14 protein-coding genes and 1 tRNA gene are annotated in these 22,233 nt (G+C 59.9%); 5 read left to right on the top strand and 10 right to left on the bottom strand.

The window, feature by feature from the left end; genetic code table 11:
* Window positions 1-4 precede the first annotated feature (4 nt).
* The 3 genes from ICM05_RS07240 to ICM05_RS07230 all read right to left on the bottom strand — a co-directional run bounded on the left by ICM05_RS07240 (window position 5) and on the right by ICM05_RS07230 (window position 5,501).
* A complete protein-coding gene (locus ICM05_RS07240) occupies window positions 5-1,618 on the bottom strand; it encodes an ABC-F family ATP-binding cassette domain-containing protein (RefSeq protein ID WP_188023903.1) in 1,614 nt (537 codons plus the stop codon).
* A 245-nt stretch (window positions 1,619-1,863) separates the two neighbouring features.
* The gene (locus ICM05_RS07235) at window positions 1,864-3,690 is read right to left on the bottom strand and encodes an ABC transporter ATP-binding protein (protein ID WP_188023902.1); all 1,827 of its coding nucleotides are present in this window, start codon (window positions 3,688-3,690) and stop codon (window positions 1,864-1,866) included.
* A complete protein-coding gene (locus tag ICM05_RS07230; protein ID WP_188023901.1) occupies window positions 3,687-5,501 on the bottom strand; it encodes an ABC transporter ATP-binding protein in 1,815 nt (604 codons plus the stop codon). Before ICM05_RS07230 ends, ICM05_RS07235 begins: the two co-directional genes overlap by 4 nt.
* Before the next feature lie 246 nt (window positions 5,502-5,747).
* Between ICM05_RS07230 and ICM05_RS07225 the strand changes: the two genes are divergently transcribed.
* Together ICM05_RS07225 and ICM05_RS07220 are read left to right on the top strand one after the other, a co-directional pair.
* On the top strand, window positions 5,748-6,554 hold the full coding sequence (locus ICM05_RS07225) for an aminoglycoside 3'-phosphotransferase (RefSeq protein WP_188023900.1): 807 nt from the start codon (window positions 5,748-5,750) through the stop codon (window positions 6,552-6,554).
* Window positions 6,555-6,638: 84 nt separating this feature from the next.
* Window positions 6,639-6,712: transfer RNA gene (locus ICM05_RS07220), tRNA-Pro, on the top strand.
* Window positions 6,713-6,913: 201 nt separating this feature from the next.
* On the opposite strand, the gene ICM05_RS07215 is transcribed toward ICM05_RS07220, so the two are convergent.
* The 3 genes from ICM05_RS07215 to ICM05_RS07205 all read right to left on the bottom strand — a co-directional run bounded on the left by ICM05_RS07215 (window position 6,914) and on the right by ICM05_RS07205 (window position 10,361).
* A complete protein-coding gene (locus ICM05_RS07215) occupies window positions 6,914-7,165 on the bottom strand; it encodes a hypothetical protein (RefSeq protein ID WP_188023899.1) in 252 nt (83 codons plus the stop codon).
* A gap of 32 nt (window positions 7,166-7,197) precedes the next feature.
* Window positions 7,198-8,415, bottom strand: coding sequence for a Fic family protein (locus ICM05_RS07210; RefSeq protein ID WP_188023898.1), 1,218 nt, complete (start codon window positions 8,413-8,415; stop codon window positions 7,198-7,200).
* A 134-nt stretch (window positions 8,416-8,549) separates the two neighbouring features.
* On the bottom strand, window positions 8,550-10,361 hold the full coding sequence (locus ICM05_RS07205) for a putative Ig domain-containing protein (protein WP_188023897.1): 1,812 nt from the start codon (window positions 10,359-10,361) through the stop codon (window positions 8,550-8,552).
* A gap of 569 nt (window positions 10,362-10,930) precedes the next feature.
* On the opposite strand from ICM05_RS07205, the gene ICM05_RS07200 reads away from it, so the two are divergent.
* A complete protein-coding gene (locus ICM05_RS07200) occupies window positions 10,931-12,244 on the top strand; it encodes a hypothetical protein (protein WP_188023896.1) in 1,314 nt (437 codons plus the stop codon).
* 418 nt (window positions 12,245-12,662) lie between these two features.
* Here the strand turns inward: ICM05_RS07200 and ICM05_RS07195 are convergent, their stop codons facing one another.
* Complete coding sequence (locus ICM05_RS07195) at window positions 12,663-14,048, bottom strand: APC family permease (RefSeq protein ID WP_188023895.1); 1,386 nt, start codon at window positions 14,046-14,048, stop codon at window positions 12,663-12,665.
* 476 nt (window positions 14,049-14,524) lie between these two features.
* Here ICM05_RS07195 and ICM05_RS07190 point away from each other — a divergent pair, with 476 nt between their 5' ends.
* Together ICM05_RS07190 and ICM05_RS07185 are read left to right on the top strand one after the other, a co-directional pair.
* The gene (locus tag ICM05_RS07190; RefSeq protein ID WP_188023894.1) at window positions 14,525-14,812 is read left to right on the top strand and encodes a hypothetical protein; all 288 of its coding nucleotides are present in this window, start codon (window positions 14,525-14,527) and stop codon (window positions 14,810-14,812) included.
* Complete coding sequence (locus ICM05_RS07185; protein WP_188023893.1) at window positions 14,805-15,857, top strand: LPO_1073/Vpar_1526 family protein; 1,053 nt, start codon at window positions 14,805-14,807, stop codon at window positions 15,855-15,857. The genes ICM05_RS07190 and ICM05_RS07185 overlap by 8 nt, the downstream gene beginning before the upstream one ends.
* A gap of 400 nt (window positions 15,858-16,257) precedes the next feature.
* Here the strand turns inward: ICM05_RS07185 and ICM05_RS07180 are convergent, their stop codons facing one another.
* From ICM05_RS07180 to ICM05_RS07170, 3 genes are read right to left on the bottom strand one after another with little or no spacing between them, the layout of a single operon-like run.
* Window positions 16,258-17,463 carry a GIY-YIG nuclease family protein gene (locus tag ICM05_RS07180; protein ID WP_188023892.1) on the bottom strand — a complete coding sequence of 402 codons (1,206 nt, stop codon included), beginning with the start codon at window positions 17,461-17,463 and terminating at the stop codon, window positions 16,258-16,260.
* A complete protein-coding gene (locus ICM05_RS07175; protein ID WP_188023891.1) occupies window positions 17,460-19,445 on the bottom strand; it encodes a DEAD/DEAH box helicase in 1,986 nt (661 codons plus the stop codon). The genes ICM05_RS07180 and ICM05_RS07175 overlap by 4 nt, the downstream gene beginning before the upstream one ends.
* Window positions 19,442-22,159 carry a DNA methyltransferase gene (locus tag ICM05_RS07170; protein ID WP_188023890.1) on the bottom strand — a complete coding sequence of 906 codons (2,718 nt, stop codon included), beginning with the start codon at window positions 22,157-22,159 and terminating at the stop codon, window positions 19,442-19,444. The genes ICM05_RS07175 and ICM05_RS07170 overlap by 4 nt, the downstream gene beginning before the upstream one ends.
* Window positions 22,160-22,233 lie beyond the last annotated feature (74 nt).

The raw sequence follows: 22,233 nt of genomic DNA, 5'->3' as shown, positions 1-22,233 counted from the left end.
CGTTTTAGTCGTCAAATGGAAGCTCGGAAAGCACCTCCAAGCCACCACTCGGGTCGAGCTGAATGACCGTGTCGACGCCGATCCGATCCAGGAAGGAATAGTCGTGACTCACGACGAGGAGTGCGCCTCGATACGCGTCAAGCGCCTCGGCGAGCTGCTCGACACTGGCAATATCGAGGTTGTTCGTCGGCTCGTCGAGTATGAGGAGTTGGGCTGGCGGATCCGCGAACAACAACCGCGCAAGCGCCACCCGAAAGCGCTCGCCACCCGACAGCGTTCCCACGGGGCGATCGACGCCCGGACCGCGCAGCAGCAGACGCGCGAGATGATTGCGGATCGTGCCAAGCGGCGTCTCCGGAGCCACCGCGCGAACGTTTTCGAGCGCGCTCGCGGAATCGTCGAGGTTGTCGAGCCGCTGCGGGAGGAACCCCACGTGCTCGGTGAGGAGCCGACCGTGGGCACGACCCGGAGTCGCCTCACTGCCCGCGAGCAGCTGCGCGATGAGTGTCGACTTGCCAGACCCGTTCGGCCCAATGAGTGCGACCCGCTCCGGCCCTTGAATGACCACGTTCCGCGAGCCATCCGTCAGCTCCGCAATTCGGCGCCCGCGCGGCACGTTCGGGTCGGGCAGTTCAAGCGAGATGTGCGCGGTCTCACGCACGCGGGCATCCGCGGCATCGACCGCGGCTTGCGCGGCTTGGACCTTGGCGTCGAGCGTGGTGCGCATCGCACCAGCGGATCCCTGGGCGCGGCTCGCCAGATTCCCCGCCACGATCTTGGGAATGCCGCCGTCCTTCTGCGCCTTCTTCGCTGTGCGCTCGCGGCGGGCGAGCTTGGTTTCTGCCTCGACGCGCTGCCGCTTCTCGCTCTTCAGCGCTTGCTGCGCGGTGCGAGCGGCCTGCCGCGCTGCGGTCTGTAGCTGGTCTTGGTTCGCACGCCACTCGCTGTACGGACCGCCAAACGTCTCGAGGCGTCCGGCGTGCAGCTCGGCGGTGTGATCCATATGTTCGAGCAGTTCGAGGTCGTGGCTCACCACAATGAGCGTGCCCGGCCAGCCGTCGACGAGCTTCGTCAGGGTTGCGCGCGTATCGCGGTCGAGATTGTTGGTCGGCTCGTCGAGCAGAGTGATGGGGGTGCGGCGCAGCCGGAGCCCAGTGATGGCGATGAGCATGCTCTCGCCGCCAGAGAGTTCGGCGACGCGGCGTTCGAGATCCGCGCCCGAAAAACCAATGTTCGTGAGCGCCTCATCAGCGCGCGACTCGATGTCCCAATCGTCGCCAATGCGGTCGAAGTATCGCTGCTGAATATCGCCGGCTTCGATCGCGCGCATCGCGTTGAGCGTCGGGCGGATGCCGAGCAGATCAGCGATTGTTGCGTCGGCCTGCAGGGTGAGATTCTGCGGCAGGTATCCGATGTCGCCCTGGGCGCGGATCTTGCCAGAGGTCGCCTTGAGCGTGCCCGCGATGAGGCGAAGCAGCGTCGACTTTCCTGCACCATTACTTCCGATGAGGCCGGTCTTGCCCGGATTGAACGTGCCGTTGAGCTGTTCGAGCGCGACCTTGCCATCTGGCCAGGCAAACGTGAGATTGTGCAGTGAAACTGCGGGATGCATAGACATGTAAGCACCGTCTTTCTGCCCGCGTGGTCGCCACAGTGCAGTGACAATGCGGCGACCACGGGGTGTGCTGTGCACGGCGGAATCAACGCCCGAACGACGAGCGGATTCACGGAGTGCGGAGATGAGGGGAATCGTTTGCTGAGACGCAAAAATGGCGCGCAAACGAGAGGCCGCCTACAACCGGCGGCTAGGCCCGGATATCTACCTCAATCAGCTCCATAAATCCCAAGTTTACCAGTCAGCAGCTACGCGAGCGACTTCTCCCAGGCAGCGTGCAGGTCTGCGAAGCGGCCGCCCTGCGCGACGAGTGCTTCGGGGGAGCCGTCCTCCACCACGACACCGTGTTCCATGACGAGCACGCGGTCAGCGATCGCGACGGTGGAGAGCCGGTGCGCGATGATGATTGCGGTGCGGTCGGCGAGGAGGCGCTGCAAGGCATCCTGCACGAGGCGCTCGCTCGGGAGGTCGAGCGATGCGGTGGCTTCGTCGAGGATGAGCACTGCTGGATCCGCCAAAAACGCGCGCGCGAAGGAGACAAGCTGCCGCTGGCCAGCCGAGACCCTGCCACCGCGCTTGTTCACGTCGGTGTCGTAGCCGTCGGGCAGCGACTGGATGAACTCATCGGCGCCCACGGCCTTCGCGGCATCACGAATCTCCGCGCGCGATGCATCGGGCTTGCCGAGAGCGATGTTCTCGGCGATGGTCCCGCTGAAGAGGTACGCCTCCTGCGTGACCATCACGATGGCGCGGCGCATGTCGGCGGTGTCGAGTTCGCGCAGCGAGACGTCGTCGAGCGCGACCGTTCCCTCGGTGGGGTCATAGAACCGAGCAATGAGCTTCGCGAGCGTCGACTTGCCAGCACCGGTGGTGCCGACAAGCGCGATCGTTTGGCCAGCTGGGATATCGAGGGTGCAGCGATCGAGGACGACCTTGGGGTCATCCGCGCCGCCGTACCGGAAGGTCACGTTGTCGAATCGGAGTGAGCCGCGTGCTGCCGGGAGCGCGACGGGGCGCTCGGGGTCTTGCACCGTTGGCTCCTCTTCCAGTACGCCCGAGACCTTCTCGAGTGCGGCGACTGCCGACTGGTACGAGTTCAGGAACATCGCGACGTCTTCGAGCGGGCCGAAGAAGTTGCGCACGTGCAGCAGCGCTGCGAGCAACACGCCCACTGCGAGCGCGTTGTCGGTCACGCGGAACGCGCCCCACAGCAGCACGGCAGCGATGGTGATGTTGCCGAGCAGCACGAGGCCGGGATCAAGGACACCGAACAGGTTCACCACGCGCAGGTTTGCACGCCGGTAATCATCAGAGACCTTCGCGAACGCGCGGTCGTTGCGCTTCTCACGCCGGAACGCCTGCACCGCACGAATACCGGTCATCGTCTCCACGAACTGCACGATGAGCCGTGCGCTCACGGTGCGGGTCGCGCGGAACCCCTTCTGCGACTCAATGACGAACCACCACATGAGGATGCCAAGGGGCAGCCCCATCGCGACGAGGACAAGACCCGATCGCCAGTCGAGGAGGAAGAGCGCGATGAGCGTAAACGATCCGAGCAGCACGGCGTCGATGAGCTCCGAGAGGGAGCCATCGAGCAGCTCCTGGATCGACTCAAGGTCGCTCGTCTGCCTGGAGATGATGCGGCCAGAGGTGTAGCCCTCGTGGAATTCGAGGCTCAGGCGCTGCGTGTGCCGGAAGATGCGGGTGCGCAGCTCAAGCATGACGGCCTGGGTGAGGCGTGCGATGAGCACGACGTACCAGCCGACGAGCGCGGCACCGCCACCACCGACCACGAGGTAGGCGAGCGAGATGCCGATTGCCGGACCCCAGTCACCCTGCGCGACGGCGCGGGGCAGCGCCTCGTCGATGCCGTAGGCAATGAGTGACGGGCCCATTGCGCGCAGCACCGCAGAGAGCACGACCACGACGGCGGTGAGCACGATGAGCTTCTTACGAGGCTTGAGCAGCGACCCGAGCAGTCGGAGCGAGCGGCGCCTGATGGCGCGACTCTCCTCGCGGGTGTAGTTGGAGCGGTCTTCGCCGCGGGTTCCGCGGATTGATTCGGGGCTCATCGCGCCACCTCCTTTGCGGTATCAGTATCGGTGTCGGGTTCAAGCGACGAAATCAAATGTCGGTAGTGCTCGTTGCTCGCGAGTAGCTCGCTGTGCGTGCCGACCGCGATGACGCGGCCTGCCTGCATGACGGCGACGCGATCCGCCATCGAAACCGTGGACGGGCGGTGCGCAACGATGAGCGCGGTCGTGGTGGCAAGCACCCGGCGCAGCGCCGCTTCGACCTGCGCCTCGGTGTCGACATCGAGTGCAGACAGCGGATCGTCAAGCACGAGCACATCAGGCTTCGCGGCGACGACGCGGGCGAGTGCGAGGCGCTGGCGCTGACCGCCGGACAGGCTCATGCCTTCCTCGCCGACCTCGGTGTCGAGGCCGTCAGGGAGGTCGTACGCGAACCCGGCCTGCGCGACGCCGAGCGCCTCGCGGAGCACGGCCTCTGCCTCCTCGCTCGCGGGATCGAGATCCTCGCGGCCGAGCAGCACGTTGTCGCGCACGCTCGCCGAGAACAGGATCGGGTCTTCGAACGCGATGCCGATGCGACGCCGCAGCTCCTCGAGCGTGAGGTTGCGCACGTCAACGCCGTCGAGCTCTACCGCGCCAGCGGTCACGTCATAGAGACGGGTCGGCAGCGCCGTGAGCGTCGTCTTTCCCGAGCCGGTCGCGCCGACGAGCGCCATGGTCTCGCCGGGCTGCAGTACGAGGTCGAGCCCGTTCACGAGGTCACGCTCGTGCTCGCGGGCATCGCCGAAGCGGAAGTGCACCCCACGGAACGCGAGCTCACCGCGCGGATGCTCGATGGTCTGGGGCTGCTCGGGATCCGCGATCGTAATCGGGGCATCAAACACCTCGAAGACGCGATCGGTCGCGGTGCGGGCATCGATCATGAAGGAGAACAAGAACCCGAGGGAGTTCATCGGCCACCGCACCGCAGCAGCGAGCGCGAAGAAGCCGAAGAGTTCGCCAACGGTCAGCTCGCCGCGGCTCGCGAGCACGATGCCGGTGAACAGGCACGCGCCGAGCGCGAGGAACGGCACGAGGTCGTACCAGAACCAGATGAGGCCGACTTCGCGGGCTTTGCGCAGCTCGGTTCCGCGCAGCGTCTCAGCGCGCTCCCGGAACTTCGCGAGCGAGTGCGCACCACGGCCGAATGCCTTGAGCACGCGGATGCCGTGCACGCTCTCCTCAACCGCGGTCGCGAGATCGCCAGACTGATCCTGGCTCATGCGCGACAGCACGCCGTACTTCTGCTCGAAGCGGTAGGCCACGATCCAGATCGGAAGCGAGCAGATGAAGAAGACGGTGCCGAGCGCCCAGTGCCAGCGGAACAGCAGTCCGATACCCACGAGCATCGTGAGCACGTTCACGACGAGCATGATGAGGCCGAAGGTGAGCCAGCGCCGAATGAGCCCGATGTCTTGCATCATGCGGCTGAGGAGCTGCCCCGATTGCCACCGATCATGGAGGGCCACGGGCAGGCGTTGCAAGCGCTCATAGAACGTTTGGCGGATCGAGAACTCCACCTCGGTCATCGGGCGCAGCACGAACCGGCGACGCAAGAAGATGAAGAGAGCCTCGAGAATGCCGAGGCCGAGCACGGCAGCCACGCCCCACACGATGGCGGATTGGTCGCCGGAGACGAGCGGGCCATCGACGACGGCCTGCAGCACAAGCGGAATCGCGAGGCTCGCCACGGAACCCAGCAAAGCGACCAGGAAGCCCGCCAGAAGCCACCACTTTGCGGGCGCAACGAAGGGGAGAAGCCGAGCAAGCGCGCGCGGCAGAGACAGTGAAACTGTAGATGAAGAAGACATGATCCCTAATGAGGAGAAGGTGCGCACCTAGGCGCGGAAGCTGTGGGAAAGAGAGAGGGCCTGGAACGGCCGAGGTCTAGTTTCCGGACAGAGCTGTGCCCGGAAGAACAGCGGTAAATGCGATTGTGCGAATCATGGCTGCTCCTTTCCGGGTCGTAGAGGGTTAAGTCTGAGAAATACCCTAGCGGCTTCTTTGCGCGGGACACAAGGGTTGGTTTCACCAACTCGCCTCGCTAGGCTTCCCGCATGACAAATTCTGCCGTTCCGAGCGATCTCGCCGGCGCCCCAACCGAGCCCGTGGCGGTGCCCGTCGCCGTGACCGCGGTGCTCGGCGCACACGGACTCGGAGCAGCTGCGCTCGCCGCAGTCTGGCAGAACGGTGCGGGCGGGCTCACCTTCTCGGCAGCCACTAGTGGGCCCGGCGCGGAACCCGATTACTTCTTCAAATGGAATCCCGGCGGATCAGGGGAGTCCCTCGCCGACGAAGCTAAACGCCTCGTCTGGCTGTCAGCACGCCACCCGGCGCCCGCCGTCGTCGGGCTCGCGAACTGGGCCGACGCTGGCGAGGGCGACGAGCCACCCCGCTATGACGAGGTGCTGATTACACGCGCACTCCCCGGTGAATCGGCAGTGAGCGAGCGGTGGAAGGCCGATCCAGCTCCGGCGCTCCGCGCGCTCGGCACCGGGCTGCGTCGGCTGCACGACCTTCCCGTCGAGGATTGCCCGTTCGACTGGGGCGTCGCCGAGCGCACGCGCATCGCGGGGATCGCTGCGGGGACGCTCGCGGATCCGCCACCCACCGACAAGCTCGTCGTATGCCAGGGCGATCCGTGCGCACCCAACACGCTCATTTCCCGCGATGGTGACTTCCTCGCGCACGTCGATCTCGCGCGCCTCGGTGTCGCTGATCGGTGGGCGGATCTCGCCATCATGACCCTCTCGCTCGGGTGGAACTACACAAATTATGACGAGCAAGACTTCTGGGACGCGTACGGCGTCGAGCCGGATGCGGAGCGGATCGCGTACTACCGGGCGCTGTGGGACGCGGAGTAGTTGGGTGCTTGCTCGCAGGCGCCGAAGTGGCCGTGGTCAGAGCGGCGCAAAATCTGTACTAGGATAGAAGAGTTGTTTCAACAACGGGCTGTGGCGCAGTTTGGTAGCGCACTTGACTGGGGGTCAAGGGGTCGCAGGTTCAAATCCTGTCAGCCCGACAGATGTCCTGAGTCACGACAGAGTTTACGAACTAGTCGCGACTCAGGACTTTTTCTTTTGGTGACCTGTTGACAGTTGACAGGGTGCTGGTGAAACGCATCTGCGACACATCGAGAAATCTCTCGGTAGTGTTTTCACACGCTGAAGTGGCTCGCGTCTTCAGGGGAAGCACCTAACCTGCCAAGCGCAAAGGGATCACATTACAGCGGTTTTGGCTTCCGAGACCTTCTCCGGATGGTCACGATCGACACGTTTACCGTCAACATAAAGAGACTGAAATAGACGGACCACGCTGCCAAATCTTTGGTTGCGCCTCCAAATTCTTCGCCGTTTCCGGCATATTCGTCGGCAAGATAGCCTGCACGGATGTTCAGCACTACCGCGCTGATGAGACCGAGAACAAGAGCGGCGAACGACACCTTCAGCCAGGACTTTGTTTGAGCGAGAGACATTTTGACCTATCTGTTCGTCTTGTTGTGTGGAATCAAGATGGATCAGTACCTCGCCCCGCCATCACCGCGTGAATCCGCTGCTCTAACTGATCGAGCTCCTCCATGATTGCGATGGCGATCCACACCCTGTCACGTTTACGCCCGGTGATCTCCTTGATGATGCCGGCCGCTTCAAGCTGCGTGATCGCGTGATTCGTGTTCGAAGAAGCGGTGCCCGCATAGAAGTGCGCCTCTTCTGACGTCAGGGCAGGCTCGTCGTAGAACGCGGCGATCAGTCGCTCCGTTGCGGAGCCGTAACGCGGCTTCAGCTGCAGATGCCACCGATCTGGCAATGCGTTCAGCCGCTCAATTGTGGCTCGGGAGCAGACTGCTGCGGCCTCCGCTGAGCGGGCGAATAGACGGATGATTGGTTCGGGATCACCTTCGCGATAGGCGATGAGCGCAGCAAAGTAAGCGTCGCGCTGGGCGAGCAGGCCGCTCGCAATTGGAACGACAAGATTTCGTGTTGCACCGCGCCGATGCAGCACGGCGGAGACGAGCGCGCGACCGATCCGCCCATTGCCGTCGGTAAACCCGTGGATCGATTCAAACTGCGCATGCCCGATCGCCGCCTGCACCATGATGGGGACGTCTTCACGGTTGAGGTACTCGATGAGATCAGTCATCAGTGGTGGAACATGCTCGGGCGCAGGCGGTACGTGGATTGCGTCGCGCGGGGAGTGATCGCTTCCACCGATCCAGTTCTGCATGTCTCGGAGTCGCCCGGCGTAGAGAGACTCACTCGGGTCATTGAACATGAGTGCACGGTGCGCACCCAGAATCTCATCGAGCGTAAAGCAACCGTGCAGGCCCACCCGAGCAATGAGTTGGTGGATCGCCTCCGTCGCTGCCACCATGTTCGTCGCGCAGGGATTACTTCGATTCCCAGTGGTCGCCTTGGCGTAATCGATCGCGGAGGCCGAGATCTGTTCGATCTTTGATGATGCGACTGATTCGCTTCGAATGAGAAAGCGGTTCACTGCCCTGGAATGATCTTCAGCCTCGGCATCTACCTGGGCCACCGCCAGTAGCGCACGCTCTGAGGCGACGGTGAGTTCCAGCCCCGGGATGAAATTGAGCGCTGCGATATAAGGCGGCACCATCGTGCTGACCGACGTCAATGTGCGGTCAGCACGGTTGCCGCTGCGCGTCTGCTGGCGCCACGGACGCACTTCAACGCGATGCGCTGGCCAGCTCGTTGCTCCTGTCATGGCGGAAAGGTTATTTCGGTTTGGGGGCACCAAACGAAAATGACGATCAAATGGTGCCAACGCACGTCAAGCCAAGGGCAGTTCTCAGTTCGCTTGGCACTGGCTTTGCCAGAACCTCTGAGGCTGCCGTGCCGCTACTGCCTACGCAGCGCCGAGCGGCACGCAATGAGCGAAGCACCCGCCGCCGCGAGGAGGGCCGCGCCAGCGACGCCCCAGGCGAGGCCGTCGCTACCCGTGCGCGCGAGCGCATTTGGCGTGGCACCGGTGCCGGTGCCTGGCTTCGCACCGTTACCGGGTCCAGTGGTACCGCCCGGCTTCACCGGCGGCTCAAGCGCGTCGTCGATCACGACGGCCGGCGAGCTGAGTTCCGCAGCAATTCGGCAGTCGGCGGTGCCGACCACCGTCACGGCGATCTCAGCACCCGCGTCGACCGCAACGACGGTGTAGGTCGCTTCGGTGGCGCTGCTGATCGGCGAGCCATCGCGCGTCCACTGGTAGCTGAATGACGCTGCTGGTGCCCAAGCCGACACCTGCGCGCTGAGCGTTTCACCGATTGCCGGCGTACCGGTCACCGCCGGGGTGTGTGCGGACTCGAATGCTACGGGCTCTTCGACGCTTTCGAAGGTGAGGTGGGCGGTATCGGGGGCGGATCCTGCCACCAGCGTCACACCGTTCTCGGCGCGCACGGTCACTGCGCCATCTGCGGACGGTGTGCCGGAGATCACACCGGAGCCGGAGTCAAGCTCGAGACCTTCCGGCAGCTCGCCGTCTGCGACGCTCACCCACGTTGGCGCGGGCGCGCCTGCGAGCGTCGGGGTGAGGGTGATCGGATCCGCCGCGCACACGTTCGTGGTGACTGTGGTCTCGGGGTACGAAATCTCAGCGGACTTCAGTAGCGTGACGTCAACGGGTAGGACGCCCCAGGGGCTGAAACCGCTGATGTAGGTGCGGCCGTCGGTTCCGACGCGAGTGGCATACGGATTGAAGTAGTCGAGGTCCTGGAGTCCCAGGGTGGTGGTCAGGGCGCCGGTCGCGGTGTTGAGATCCATGATGTATCCGCCGCCGCTCACGGTGATGATGCCTTCGCTGTAGCGGGTCATGTCAATGCCGCGGATCATGTGGTCGTTCGTCGGGAACGACTGGACGGTGCCGTTTGCGGGATCCGCAATGACACCCATTTCACGCATGTCGAGACTGAAGGCGATCGCGCCGGTGACGTGATCGACCTGTACCCACGGCGACTGCTCTGGGTTTGCGGTGTCTGCAAGGTTCTGCACCACCGGGGTGACGTCGCCAGACGCGAGATCAATCGCCCAGATGCCGTTCAGGCTCGTCGGCGCGGCGCGGTCGACGCGCACGTATGCGGTGTCGCCCGCCGCCGTGACCGCCATGCCGTTCGTGTATCCCGAAACGATGCCAGGAATGGTGAAGTCTTGGGCCTTGACGAAGGTGCCGTCAGGCTGCCACGTCGAGATGGTGAAGGGAGCAGGGGCGGAGGCGCCACGATTCAACGAGTAGACCGTGCCTGCAGCATCGGTAGAGATCGAGTACACCTTGCCAGTCACGCCAGGCGCATCGTTTGTGTTCCACTCGACCGGAGCGTCGCCGTTCTCGAAGTACCGGGTGATGAGTGAGTCGCCTGGGGCGCTGCCAGACCAGAGTGCAGAGTAGAAGGAATCGTCGATACCGGGTTCCAGCTGTCCCTGCGGGGTGGGGGTTGCGGCAGCCATGATGTCGTACAACTCAACGATCGTCTGGCCATCTTGGCCGATGGCCGCAGGCGGTGCTGAGAGCGCTGACGGCGCCGGTGGTGCGGCGACGGCCGCGGTGGCACCCATGGTTGTAACGGCACCCGCCCCTGCTCCTGCCCCGAGCAAGCCGAGTGCGAGCGCTCCACTGATCGCGGTGAACTTCGTGCGCTTCGTGATGCTTCCCTGAACTGACATTGTGTCGATCCCTCCCCGCGCGTGTGCCAACTGTTGTCCTAAATAGGAACAGACACACGTCACAACTCCAGCATCACCCAGAAAGCGTTCCCTGCCCACTGGTTCCTTGCGCTTTGAGTACGCAAGGAACCAGAAGTGAGTATTCAGTGAGGGTTGGGTGTGACTACTCAGCCGCGTTGTTGAGCTCGAGCTCGGGCGGCTGGCGGCGGAAGCCACGGGTCGGCCACACCAGGTAGGCGAGGCCGAGGCCGAGCGTCTCGGGGACGTCGTCAGCCCGTTCAACCTTTTCCGAATTGGTGTGAGACGTTGAATGTGAGAAATGCTGAATGAGAAGTGCAGTAATGCTGATTCACCAGTGGGGGCAAGCTTCGAAACTCACGGATGAAGACAAAGCACATCAGGTTTGCGTCATTCCGCGGAACATCGAGTTGGTTCATGGCTTGTCTCACTACTTTTGTGAGCCCAACCCCGAGTTCAATCCAGGCGACAGCAGATTTTTTCATTGAACGGTAATTCCGGCTTGTTTGGCCTATTTCCCCACGTGGTGGCCGTTGATCTATGGATTGCTGGTGGAAATTCATCACTTGAAGAGGAAACAAATGCATCGAAGACAGCAGTACTGCACACAAGAGCCTCAGGCGAGGAGCAGCGCCCTTTTAAGACAGACGTTAGGTGTGCTGATTGCAGTAGCGCTCTCGGTATCAATGATCTCCGGACCAGCTTTGGCAGCAAAATCGGATGACGCCTTCGAGGGGGCAGAGACCATAGGTGCCCTTAGCCGGGGAACCCCAAAGGAGATGAATGGTGCCGCGAATGATCTTCAGGTGATTTCGGCCAGCGCAGAGGCTTATGAGAAGGAGAAACAGGAAACAGCTGCGAGGTTGGCCGATGCAGCTTCGCTTCAAGATTCAATTCCAATTGAGACCGACGGTGCCTTGGAAAGTGCGGTCGCTGAAAATGGCAGCACCGTAGAGATCGCTCCGGACGGGACAGCCCTGCTTTCTTCAAATTTGGGCGATGAGATTGGGATTAGAGCAACTGGCAGGTTCAATAGTGGTGCGATCTCGGTTGGATCCTCAGTCCAGACGGGTGAAGTAAACGAAGCAGATATCGTTACGCGAGCCACTGAAAATGGGGCACAACTGGTAGCGATCTTCAACGACGAGGCAGCAGAAGGAAGAATGTCCTTTGAATTTGAGCTTCCGTTGGATTCGCGAATGGTGGAGATAGCTGATGGGTCTATCGCTATCGAGCAGGACGTTGAAATTGAGCGGCCCCTTGCTGGTGAAGAGAAACGAATTAGCGACGCCGTGGATGCTGCCCTCATCGATTTGAAAGACGATCAACAGCTGTCAGAATCCCAAGCTGCGGAACTTGAGCAGATTGCACCAGCGAAAATGGAGGTGGCTAGCGAAACTCAGCAGCTGGCCAAGGTCGGGGTGCCTTGGGCAATCGACGCGAAAGGTAAGGCGCTTCCAACCCGATACGAATTAAGTGGAGAAACCCTAACGCAAGTAGTTGACTTGCGTGGCGCAGTATTTCCAGTAACCGCCGACCCGGCATTGTGGTGGGTCATCGGTACCTCTGCCGTGTGTGCTGCGCAACTGGGGACGCTTGCCTTCGGGGCGGCCAAAGTTGTTGCAGCATTCGCCAAAGCGGAGCGAATCATCAAATCAGCTAAAACCGTACTTCAGGCATACCGTGCTCTTGGTAACAGCATGAAAAGTGTGCTCAGGTATATGGAGAGATTCGTGAGGAACCGGTCGAGTCTGTCGACATACCAAATCAGAACGATCGGGAAACTCGTCGGAGGCATAAGCTCGGTAATCGTCGGCTCGCTTGGGCTTGGTGGTTGTTACAACCTCTTCAGGGCCCGCTGGTAACTCGCATGGATATCTTCATGGGAATCGGGCTTGCAGGAGCAAGCCTTATGTTTGCGTTTCTGCTGAGTTTCTCGCTTTGCACGAGAGAATCTGAGGAACAGAGTTTTCCTGGCTTGCTTTTGTTGGTCATGGGAGTCATGATCATCGGCACATCCCTCAGCCTGATCGATGAACCCTGGATCTCGCCCCTGTGGCTCCAATACCTGGTTCTCGTGGTGGCTCCCCTTATCACCGGGTTCGTTCTCAACTATGGCATCTTGAGAGCCCTTACGAGTTCTTGTCCTGGCGGAGAAGGGTCAGATAGCGACTACGAAGCATCCTGAATCCAAATAGCACTCACCGGCTGGGCTCGTACATCGAATATTCGACAACGAGCCCAGCCGGTGAGCGACCGATTGGGTGTTGGGGATCCGCCGCCTTACTCAGCCGCGTTGTTGAGTTCGAGCTCGGGCGGCTGGCGCCGGAAGCCACGAGTCAGCCAGACCAGGTAGGCGAGGCCGAGGCCGAGCCAGATGAGGCCGACGGTCATTGCCATGCCGTCGAGGCTCGTCCAGAGCCAGGCCGAGAGCGCGAAGCCAATGAGCGGAAGCACCAAGAATCGCACGAAGTCGAAGCCAGCGCGGCGCTTCTGGTCGATGAAGAAGTGCTTGATGACCGACAGATTCACGAGCGAGAACGCCGTGAGCGCGCCGAAGTTGATGAGCGAGGCCGCCGCGTTCATGTCGATGAACAGCGAGACGAGGCCGATGACCGAGATGAACATGGTCGCGCGCACCGGGGTCTTGAACTTCGGGTGCAGCACGCCGAAGAGCGCGCGGGGGAGTACGCCGTCGCGTCCCATCGAGAACAGCAGGCGCGATGCGGTGGCCTGCTGGGCCATGACGGCGCCGAAGCAGCCGGCGACGAATGCAGCGGTGAAGAAGATCTCGAACCACTTGCCGCCGACCGCGAAGGTGATGTCATTCGCCGCGGAATCCGGGCTCGAGTAACTCGTCCAGTCCGGCACCGCGAGGTTCGAGAGCGCCGAAACCACAATAAAGAGGAGTCCGCCGATGAGCGTCACGAGCATGATCGCCCGCGGAATGTTCCGCTTCGCATTCTTCGTCTCCTCGGCGAGCGAAGATACGGCGTCGAATCCCAAGAACGAGTAGCAAAGGACGGCGGATCCGGCCAGCACGAGCGCAGTCTCCGTATTGCCGCCGAACACCACGTCGAAGATCGAGGGGATCTCATTGCCAGCGGCGGTCGTTGACGCGAGCACGAGGAAGAGCGCCACGAAGATCACCTGCGCCGCCACGATTGCGTTGCTCACACCCGAGAGGAGTTTCACGCCGAGCGAATTCAAGACGGTGACCGCGATGATGGCGATGATGATCCACACCTGCTGCGGGATCGCGGGTACTGCCGCAGCCATATAGATGCCGATGACGAGGTACGCCATCATCGGTAGTAGAACGTAGTCAAGCAGGATCGTCCAGCCACCGAGGAATCCAATGTGCCCACCGAGCGACTTGCGCGTGTAGGTGTAGGCGGCGCCCGTCGTGGGGAAGGCGCCGGCCATCGACGCGTAGCTCGACGCGGTGAAGAGCATCGCGATGAGCGTCACAACGTATGAGGTGACAATCGCGCCCTCGGTCATGGTGTTCACGACGCCGTACGTCGTGAACGACGCCATAGGCATCATGTACGCGAGACCGAAGCCCACTGCGCCGGTGAGGCCGAGAGTTTTCACGAGTGAGGGAGCGGGCGCGCTCGCCGTCGCAGCCGTCGTCGGTGAGGAACTTGGGGAACTAGTGGGCATCATTGACCTTTCACGCACCGGCGCGAGGCCGAGCAATCTTCAGGCGGGCTGGCGATGCCCGACTAAGTAATTGTGCGAGTTTTGGTCTCGGAATTCCGTAGGTCGAATGACGTAAATGTGTTCGAAGTGGCGCTTTAGGGGTCGGTTGTACCCAAGCCGAGAGGGCAAGGTGAACTCGCAATCATCGGCTGTGGCTAGAGGTCATTTCAGATCGCAAAGCTCGAAGGGCTGATGGCTTCGGTTGGGCCTGCTCAGCTTAGGTCAAGCCATCTTGGAAATCGATCTGGTTTGGACTTGAGCACCTCGTCGATGAAGAGGCGGACGTTCTCGGCGATAACGAATAGAGTCCTAACTCCGATGTATATTCCACTCCACTAGAAGTGAAGTAGACTTCTTTATTCTATGTAAGCACCGGCCGGAAACCATGATGTTCGTGTCGGCTCTCTATCAGAAGGATGCCTGTAGTTACGCTTGACTTTGTGAGTATTTCAGAAAGGTTCTTCTCGTTGGGTGGCATCGTAATGGGGCTAGGGGGAACGCTAGGGGTCGCCTATTACATCTATTCACTCGAAGCAAAAGTCTCGTTCTTCTCGTGGCCAGGAATGGTCGCCCTGACAGTCACAGCCTCGGGCCTGGGATTGTTGCTCGTCGGCTTGTTCAAACGTGATCCACAAAGCAATAGTTTGCGACAGCATGGCGGTCACGGATCGAAGAATTACCAGGCAGGCCGGGACATGGTAATCGGAGGACCGCATATCGATGAGTAAGCGTAGCCAGCAGCAAGAAGCAGGGCCAGGCTCAGCGAATTATCAAGCAGGGAAGGACATGCATTTTCATGGTCTGACCGTCAATGAAGCTCGAGAAGTTGCTCTTGATGTTTTTCGGAGTAATGCAATCGAGCTCGCAGGCGTTGCGCAATCTCTGGCCTTGCAGAGAGCTGAAACTCTCACCTCTGAGTTTCTTGCCAAACTTGAAGCCGAGAATCCTGAGCGAGTACACCAGCTGGCGGATCCTGACGTTCAAACCGTTGTATTTGAAGCGCAAAAAGAGTTTGCACGGTCGGGGGAAGCAGACCTTCGGACGGCACTCGTAGATCTTCTTGCCTCGCGAGTAAACGAGGATCAGCGAAACTTGCGCACTCTGGCTCTAAACGAGGCGATTTCATCTGCCTCGAAGCTAACTGAACAACAGAGGCGCGCCATTGCATGGGTTTTTTATCTTAGATACGTACGGCTACTCGACGTTAAGACTGCGGAGAGTCTTTACTCAATACTTAGACGAAACGTCTCAGATATCGGTGTAGATATTCCGCCCGGTCATGCTGACTACCAGCATATTGAATATGTCGGAGCGGGCACGCTCAGTATCTCATCGAAGAGCTTTGGAAAGGCAATTAGTTCTGGAAATGAAGGCCTCTATACAAGAGGATTCTCTGAGTCTGAAATTGAGCCGGAGTTTCTTAGCGAGCTGAAATCTCGCGACCTTGTGACGCCAGCCATGCGCGATCATGCTCGAACTCAATTGGTGCTTCTCACTGACCAAGGCCTAGAAAAAATCGCCGCGGAGCTTGGACTGAGTATACAAATTCAAGATCTAAAACGAATCCTCGCTCTCGGACAGATGACCGAGAGCGAGATCGCTGATGAGGTAGTGGAACACGTGCCAGCTTTGGCGCCTCTTCGTAATATTTGGGAGGACGAACGAAACGGAATTAACCGGATGACATTAACGTCTGTGGGGCTAGCGCTCGGTCACGCTTATTGGACGCGATTGACCGGTGACCCAGCTCCATTGAGTATTTGGCTTCCCTGACCACGAATGCGAGGAGCACGCAAATCTGGGGAAGAATAGCTATCCAACGGATGCTCTGATGCGGTTGTGGCTTGGCTGAGCATGAAATCCTAGACGAATATTATAACGCACGACGCGTCCAAATCATGGCTCAAAGTGCTGTCCGTGTGTTCCTGAAAAGGAACTCCTTTTGCCTGAGGTCAGGCTGGCAGTAGGTTTCGGACGCAAGCCCCGGGTATTAAGAACGGATATCCGAATTCTTGCAGTACTCCCAAGTTTTCAGGCGTGGCGGGATACAAAACCCAACGGCATCCGTCGAGCAAAACGTTTCTTCTTCAGCGGCAATTGGCGAGGCGTTCAACTGCAGCATTTCAAGTCTGCTTTACGTTTCTATGTTTAGTCAGATGTGAGTAATCGAAGCCTACTTCCGAGGTTTCCCTGTGGCAGGACGCAGCGCTAGTCGCTGCAGAACCTTGTCATATTCATACTTGATGATCTCACCTGACATGATCATAGAGACCGCCTGATCAATCACCTCAAGAGGCACAACGAACCACTCCGATGGGTCATAGTTGCGACCTTGGCTGTCCACTTGAGTGAGGTTCAAACGAACATCTGCAAACACTCGGTGCAGCAAATTTTCCAGTGCAGATGCCTTGACGTTATACACCCGGTAGTCGGCGACGATCTCGACAGGGGCCATCAGATAAGTCGGCGAGGTAGACGCACCCTGCACACGTTTCTCGACGCTTGTCGTCGAGAACCCAATTTTGTGCAGGTGCTCTATATTCGCAATCAGGGTGTCCGTGCTCAGAGATTGAAGCACGTAGATATGGCCCGTTTCCGTATCGCCGTCGAGAATTTCATTTAATGAAGTCTCGCTACGTACGATGGCCTCGCCAGCTTGTTCATGGAGGCGAATCGATAACGACTGGCGATATAGAGAAGATTCAGTGCCGTTTTCAAAAATCACTCGAAGTCTCTGCCTCCGCTCTGGCTTTCCTCCGACAACCATGGTCTTCGATTCGCCAACTTCCGCGATGAACAAAAGCATTCCATTCAGAACGAAGAAACGACCCTCTTCGATTGTTTGGACACCCCTAAACGGCGCGCGAAGAAGCGTTCCTTCGCGAAGTTCAGCATGCTTTTGGGCAAAGAGGTGAGCGAAGTTTTCGAAGTCTTGCGCTCTTTTACGCCGTGCTATTGAATCCGGAGCATCGGCCGAACGGCGAATAGGGAGATCCGAAACGTCGAGGATGCCCGCGCTATCGTCAAGTAGATCGTCAAGGTCGTTGCTCGCCAGCAAATCGTCGATGGAGGCCGGCGCTGCCGGAACTTCGAGCAATCCCAAATCATCGAGGTGCTTCACGGCTTCGGTCCGTGCCTCACTCGCTAGGAAACCGTCCAAACGCGCTCCAAGCTTGCGTTCAGCAATCTCACGGGTCTGCGAACTGGGCAACCGCCCCTCGGACTGTCTGAACTCTAAGATCTCGAGGAATGCACGCTCGAGACGATCAGACGAGGTAATCTTCTTCGGCTTCTCAGGCGCGTTCAGAAGCTCGTCGTCGAGGATGTCGTCAAGAGTGATGACTAGGTCCTCGTTGGACGTGAAGTCGACTGGAGTCATGACGTTTCTCCCATCTCCGTCGCGGCCTTCTCGGCCTTGCGTTTCGTCGCGAGCTTCTGCAGGAACAGCAGCGCCGTGGCCAACCGCTTCTCTTCGGGATCCTCGGACCGAATGTCGGGATTCTTGCCGTGGACTTGCTTCCATGTCTTGATCTTCGGGAACAGCGCCAGCGCCTCTTCTTCGGAGAATTCGATCTTCGTCGAAGTGATCGTGTCCTGAATCAGGCGCAGTACCGATGGGGTGACCGACTTCGACAGCACCTCGAACGCGCGCTGGAACGGGTTCACCGAGTCGATGAGGTTGATGTTCAGCTCATCGATGTTGACGAACTTCTCGGCCATCTTGATGAACCGTTTGTCGCCAACCTCGCGTACCTCGCCGTTCTTGATCACCGAGTCCACGACGACCTGCTGGCGCACCTCTTCGACCTGCTGCTCGGTGAGGTCGGGGTACTTCTCTCGGATGATCTTCGGGATCAGCACCTTGTTGGTCGTCTCGGCATCGACCGAGCCCGCGGCGGCGCGCGCGAAAGTGTCGTCCTGCAGGATCGTCGCCTTCAAGTCGTTCAGGTCCGTCGCGACGATCTGCTTCACGCGGTCGCTGGAGGGCTCCTTGAAGCCCTTGATTTTCAGCTCGCCTTTCTTCGCTGGCTCGTCGTCATCGAACTTCTTCGTCTTGAAGTTGAAGTTCGGCGCAAGCACCTGCTCCATGAGCAGCGACGCCGTGATCGCCTTCAGCATGTTGTTCACCGACATCTTGACCTCGCCCTGCGAGGCGTCCGGCTCGGCGATCAGGTTCGTGAACTGCGCGTGTGACTTGCCCTCGCTGTCACGCGTGACGCGCCCAATGATCTGGATCACCTCGGTCAGCGACGCCCGGTAGCCAACCGTCAGGGCGTGCTCAGCGAAGGGCCAGTCGAAGCCTTCTTTCGCCATGCCGAGCGCGATGATGATGTCGACGCCGTCGCGCTCCTTCGATGCGGTGTGCGATAGGTAGTGCAACGTGTCGCCACGTTTCTTCTGATCGGTGTCATCGACAAGATCTGCGACCCGGAGGATCTCGCCAGTGTCTTCGCGGCGCACACTGATGATGCCGGTATCGGGATCGGTCGACTCAACGTTGCCGATCGCGTCAATGATCCGGCCGACTTCTTCGATCTTGTCCTTCGTGGACTCACCAGAGTTCACGCTCGGGATGTGCACGATCGTCTTCTTGTCGAGGTCGAGCACTTCGTGGATCGCATCGGTGTAGCGCCCCTGGTAAAAGTGATGCCCGATGCCCAACGATCGCAGGTGCTCGTAACCGTTGAGCTGGTCGTAGTAGTTGAACGTCACCGGCGTGAACTTCGCCTCGTCCTCGGGGGAGAGCACCGGCACCGAGTCGCCGCGGAAGTATGACCCTGTCATGGCCACGATGTGTACGTCCGAGCCGTTCATCACGTCACGCAGAAGAGCACCCAGCCGTGAGGTTTCCGTGTCTGCCGAAACGTGGTGGAACTCGTCGATCGCCAGCACCGTGCCATTGAATGCCGCCGGGGCCAGCTTCTCGAACGCGAACCGCAGTGTCGCGTGCGTGCACACCAGCACCGCGTCTGGCCCGTCAAGGAACTTGACGAACGCATCGACCTTGCCCGCCGACGATCCTGCGTCGCAGAGGTTGTGCTCGTTCTTGATCTCCCAGTCCGCCCAGAAGCCGTACTTCGTCAGGCTCGTTGACGAGAACGAGGCACCGATGGATCGCTCGGGGACGGCCACGATGACCTTCTTGCGTCCCTGGTTATAGAGCTTATCCAGCGCCACAAACATCAGCGCGCGGGACTTGCCCGACGCCGGCGGGGCCTTCACCAGCAGATGCTGCGCGTCGCGTTGCTCGAAGACGCGCTGCTGCATCTCGCGCATGCCCAGCGCGTCGGTGTTCACCGAGGCCTTCGTCTGTGCGTACGTGACATCGACAATGTTCACCGGTTTGGGGATCGCGTTCACTTTGCAGTCCTTCGGGTCTTCTTCGCCGGGGCCTTCGCAGCCTCTTCGGCAGTCATACGCTCGTACATGGCAAACAAGTCAGACAGGCGCTGCTCATCCGTCTCGTACGGCTTCTTCGAATAGATCGAGTCGACCAGCGCATCGACCGCTGCGTGAGCGTCACGCAGATCCTGCGGCATCTTATCCGGGTCGTAGAGCTCAGCCAGCGTTTGCTCGCAGTGGTACTCGCGAATGTCGAGCACGCGGAGCGCCGCGACGGTCAACTTCTCTTTGGTCGCCTCCGACAACGGCGGGACTGGGAAGTTGTTGTAGACGATGGTGTTCGAGTATTGATAGTCCTCTCTCATCCGCCCACCTACAGCGCCCGTCCAGGCTACGTGGGTCCGGGAAGTCAAGAAAGCTAGCACCCAGGGTTCTGCGTCGTACACGCCGAACGCCGATGCATTGATGATCGTGTCGGCATCCAGATATCCGACCGGAATATAGTCGCGACGTATTGACGACACCTTTGGTACGAGGATTGACTCCGTAGGTTTGTAGCGAACCTCACCAAAACGATATGGCACTTTTGCGAGGGCCTTCGTCGCTGCCTTGACGCTATCGGCCCGCTGATCTCGGTTCCGATCAAACCGGAGCTTCAATAGCGGAATGGTAGCCGCGTACTCTGCCTCTTCTTCTGAGATCCAGATGCAATACTTCTCTTGATCCTTAACAAATTCGTCCGTTCCCAGGATTCTGCGAACAAAAACCGATGCATCCGGAGCCATCGTAAGCAAACTTTCCCGCTCAGCAGGCTCGAGCATCAGATTGCCCCAGTCAGTACCCTTTGAGCCGAATGTCATCGGTGGTAACTGTGATAGCGGCTTTGAGCGCGGAAGCACAAAGACGTTTCCACCTTCTGTGAGATAGCCATTGATGTTTGACACTTCAATCCGAAGGTCTCCTTGAAAGAGGAACTTCTTCGAGGGCTCTAAGTTTCGGAGGGAAACAACGATCACCGTGACACCTGCGTTCCGCTTGGCGTTGTTCTCCCATTTGAAAGGTGTGTAGGCGTAACCGATCTCGATCCCTCTGTCGAAGATCGCCGGGAACATGAGGCCAACCTGTTCACCCTGCGCGATGGACTTAGTGCTCACAAACGCGACTTTGGAAGCCGTTCCTTCCATATAGTCCGCGGCTTTCATGAACCACAGAGCAACGTAGTCCAGCTTCTTTGAGAACGGACGATCTCCAAATACGGGGACGAAATCAGCTTTCTGCTCGGCCGTCTGTTCTTTGACACCGGCGTATGGAGGGTTACCAATCAGGTAGATCTCGGTCTCGCCATCGTTCGGGCAGACCGAGTTCCAGTCCACCCGAGTGGCGTTACCTGCGTTGATCTGCCCGGTCTCTTTCAACGGGATCAGCGGGATCTCGACGCGGAACTTCTCGCGGAATTCCCGGTTCATCTGATGCTTCGCGATCCACAATGACAACACAGCGACCTCAACCGCGAAGTCGTCGATTTCAATCCCAAAGAAGTTCTCGATGCTGATTTTCGAGTCCGCCCACAGCACCTGGTGAGAGGAGCTCAGCTCAGCGAGCCGCTCGATGATCGCGTGTTCGAGCTTGCGAAGCTCCTTGTACGCGATGACGAGGAAGTTGCCCGAACCACAGGCGGGGTCGAACACCTTGATCGCCGCGATGCGGTCCAGCAGGCGGATGAGCCGCCGCTCGCTGTCCTGCGCCTCGTTGAGCTCCGTCTTCAGGTCATCAAGGAAGAGAGGCTCGATCGTCTTTAGGATGTTCGGCACCGAGGTGTAGTGCTGTCCCAGGTCGCTGCGTTTGCCGGGCGTGACGATTGCCTGGAACATCGAACCGAAGATGTCGGGGTTGATGTCGCGCCAGATGAGCGTGCCCGAGGCGATGAGCTCTTCCCGCGCCTGCTTTGTAAAACGAGGAACGATCTGGTCGTCTTTGACCGTGAACAGCCGGCCGTTCACGTAGGGGAACTCAGCGAGATGCTTCGGCTTGTCGGCAGGATCCTCGGTGTCGAGCGCCTTGAACAAATCAGTCAAGAACTCTGCCAGATCCGAGCCGTCGGGATGGGTCTGCGAACCGACCGCGTTGGTGAACTGGTTGTCCGTGAAGATGCCGGTGTCCTCGGCGAAGAAACAGAACAGCAGTCGAGTGAAGAAGATGTTCAGCGAGTGGCGGCCGCGCTCGTCGTCGAAGATCCCCGGGTTGGCCTGCAATAGCTCGTCGAAGAGCTTGCCCATGCGCTCGGCGGCTTTGACGTCGGCGTGGGACTCCGCGACGTACTGCGCCTTCTCCATGCCAGCCCACGGCAGGAAGAAGGTGAAATGCTGGTCGATCTCCCGGATCGGGAACCCGATCGTCTCGTTCGTCTTGATGTCGTGGGCAACGATGTCGACGTAGTCGGTGACGATGACGAAGCGCGTGCTGAAGCGAACCACCGCCGGCGACTTCCGAAGCTGCTCGGCGACCTCAAGCGGGTCGCCTACGGTCTCCTTGAAGTAGACAACATTCTTCTGTGCGACCTCGAGCCGGGGGTCTGTAGCGACATTCAGCGACCCGTTTCGCAATCGTGTTACGTTGCCCTGCGGTTTACCATATGCAAGTAACAGATCGAAAATAAACTCACGATCAAACGTCTCTCGCTGAGCCAGTGGAGCGACGCGCTCCTCGATTGCTTTGAGACTAAGCCTCGCCATTGGGAAGTCCTACTTTCACACACGCTGCGTCTAAAACAGCGAAACCAGCGCGCGTTTAGCCTCGTGACAAGGTG

The organism is Leucobacter sp. cx-42, from assembly GCF_014529985.1.
Classification (GTDB): Bacteria; Actinomycetota; Actinomycetes; order Actinomycetales; family Microbacteriaceae; genus Leucobacter.
Note: the sequence above shows the minus strand (reverse complement) of the source record. Positions and strands in the feature narration are given on the sequence as shown.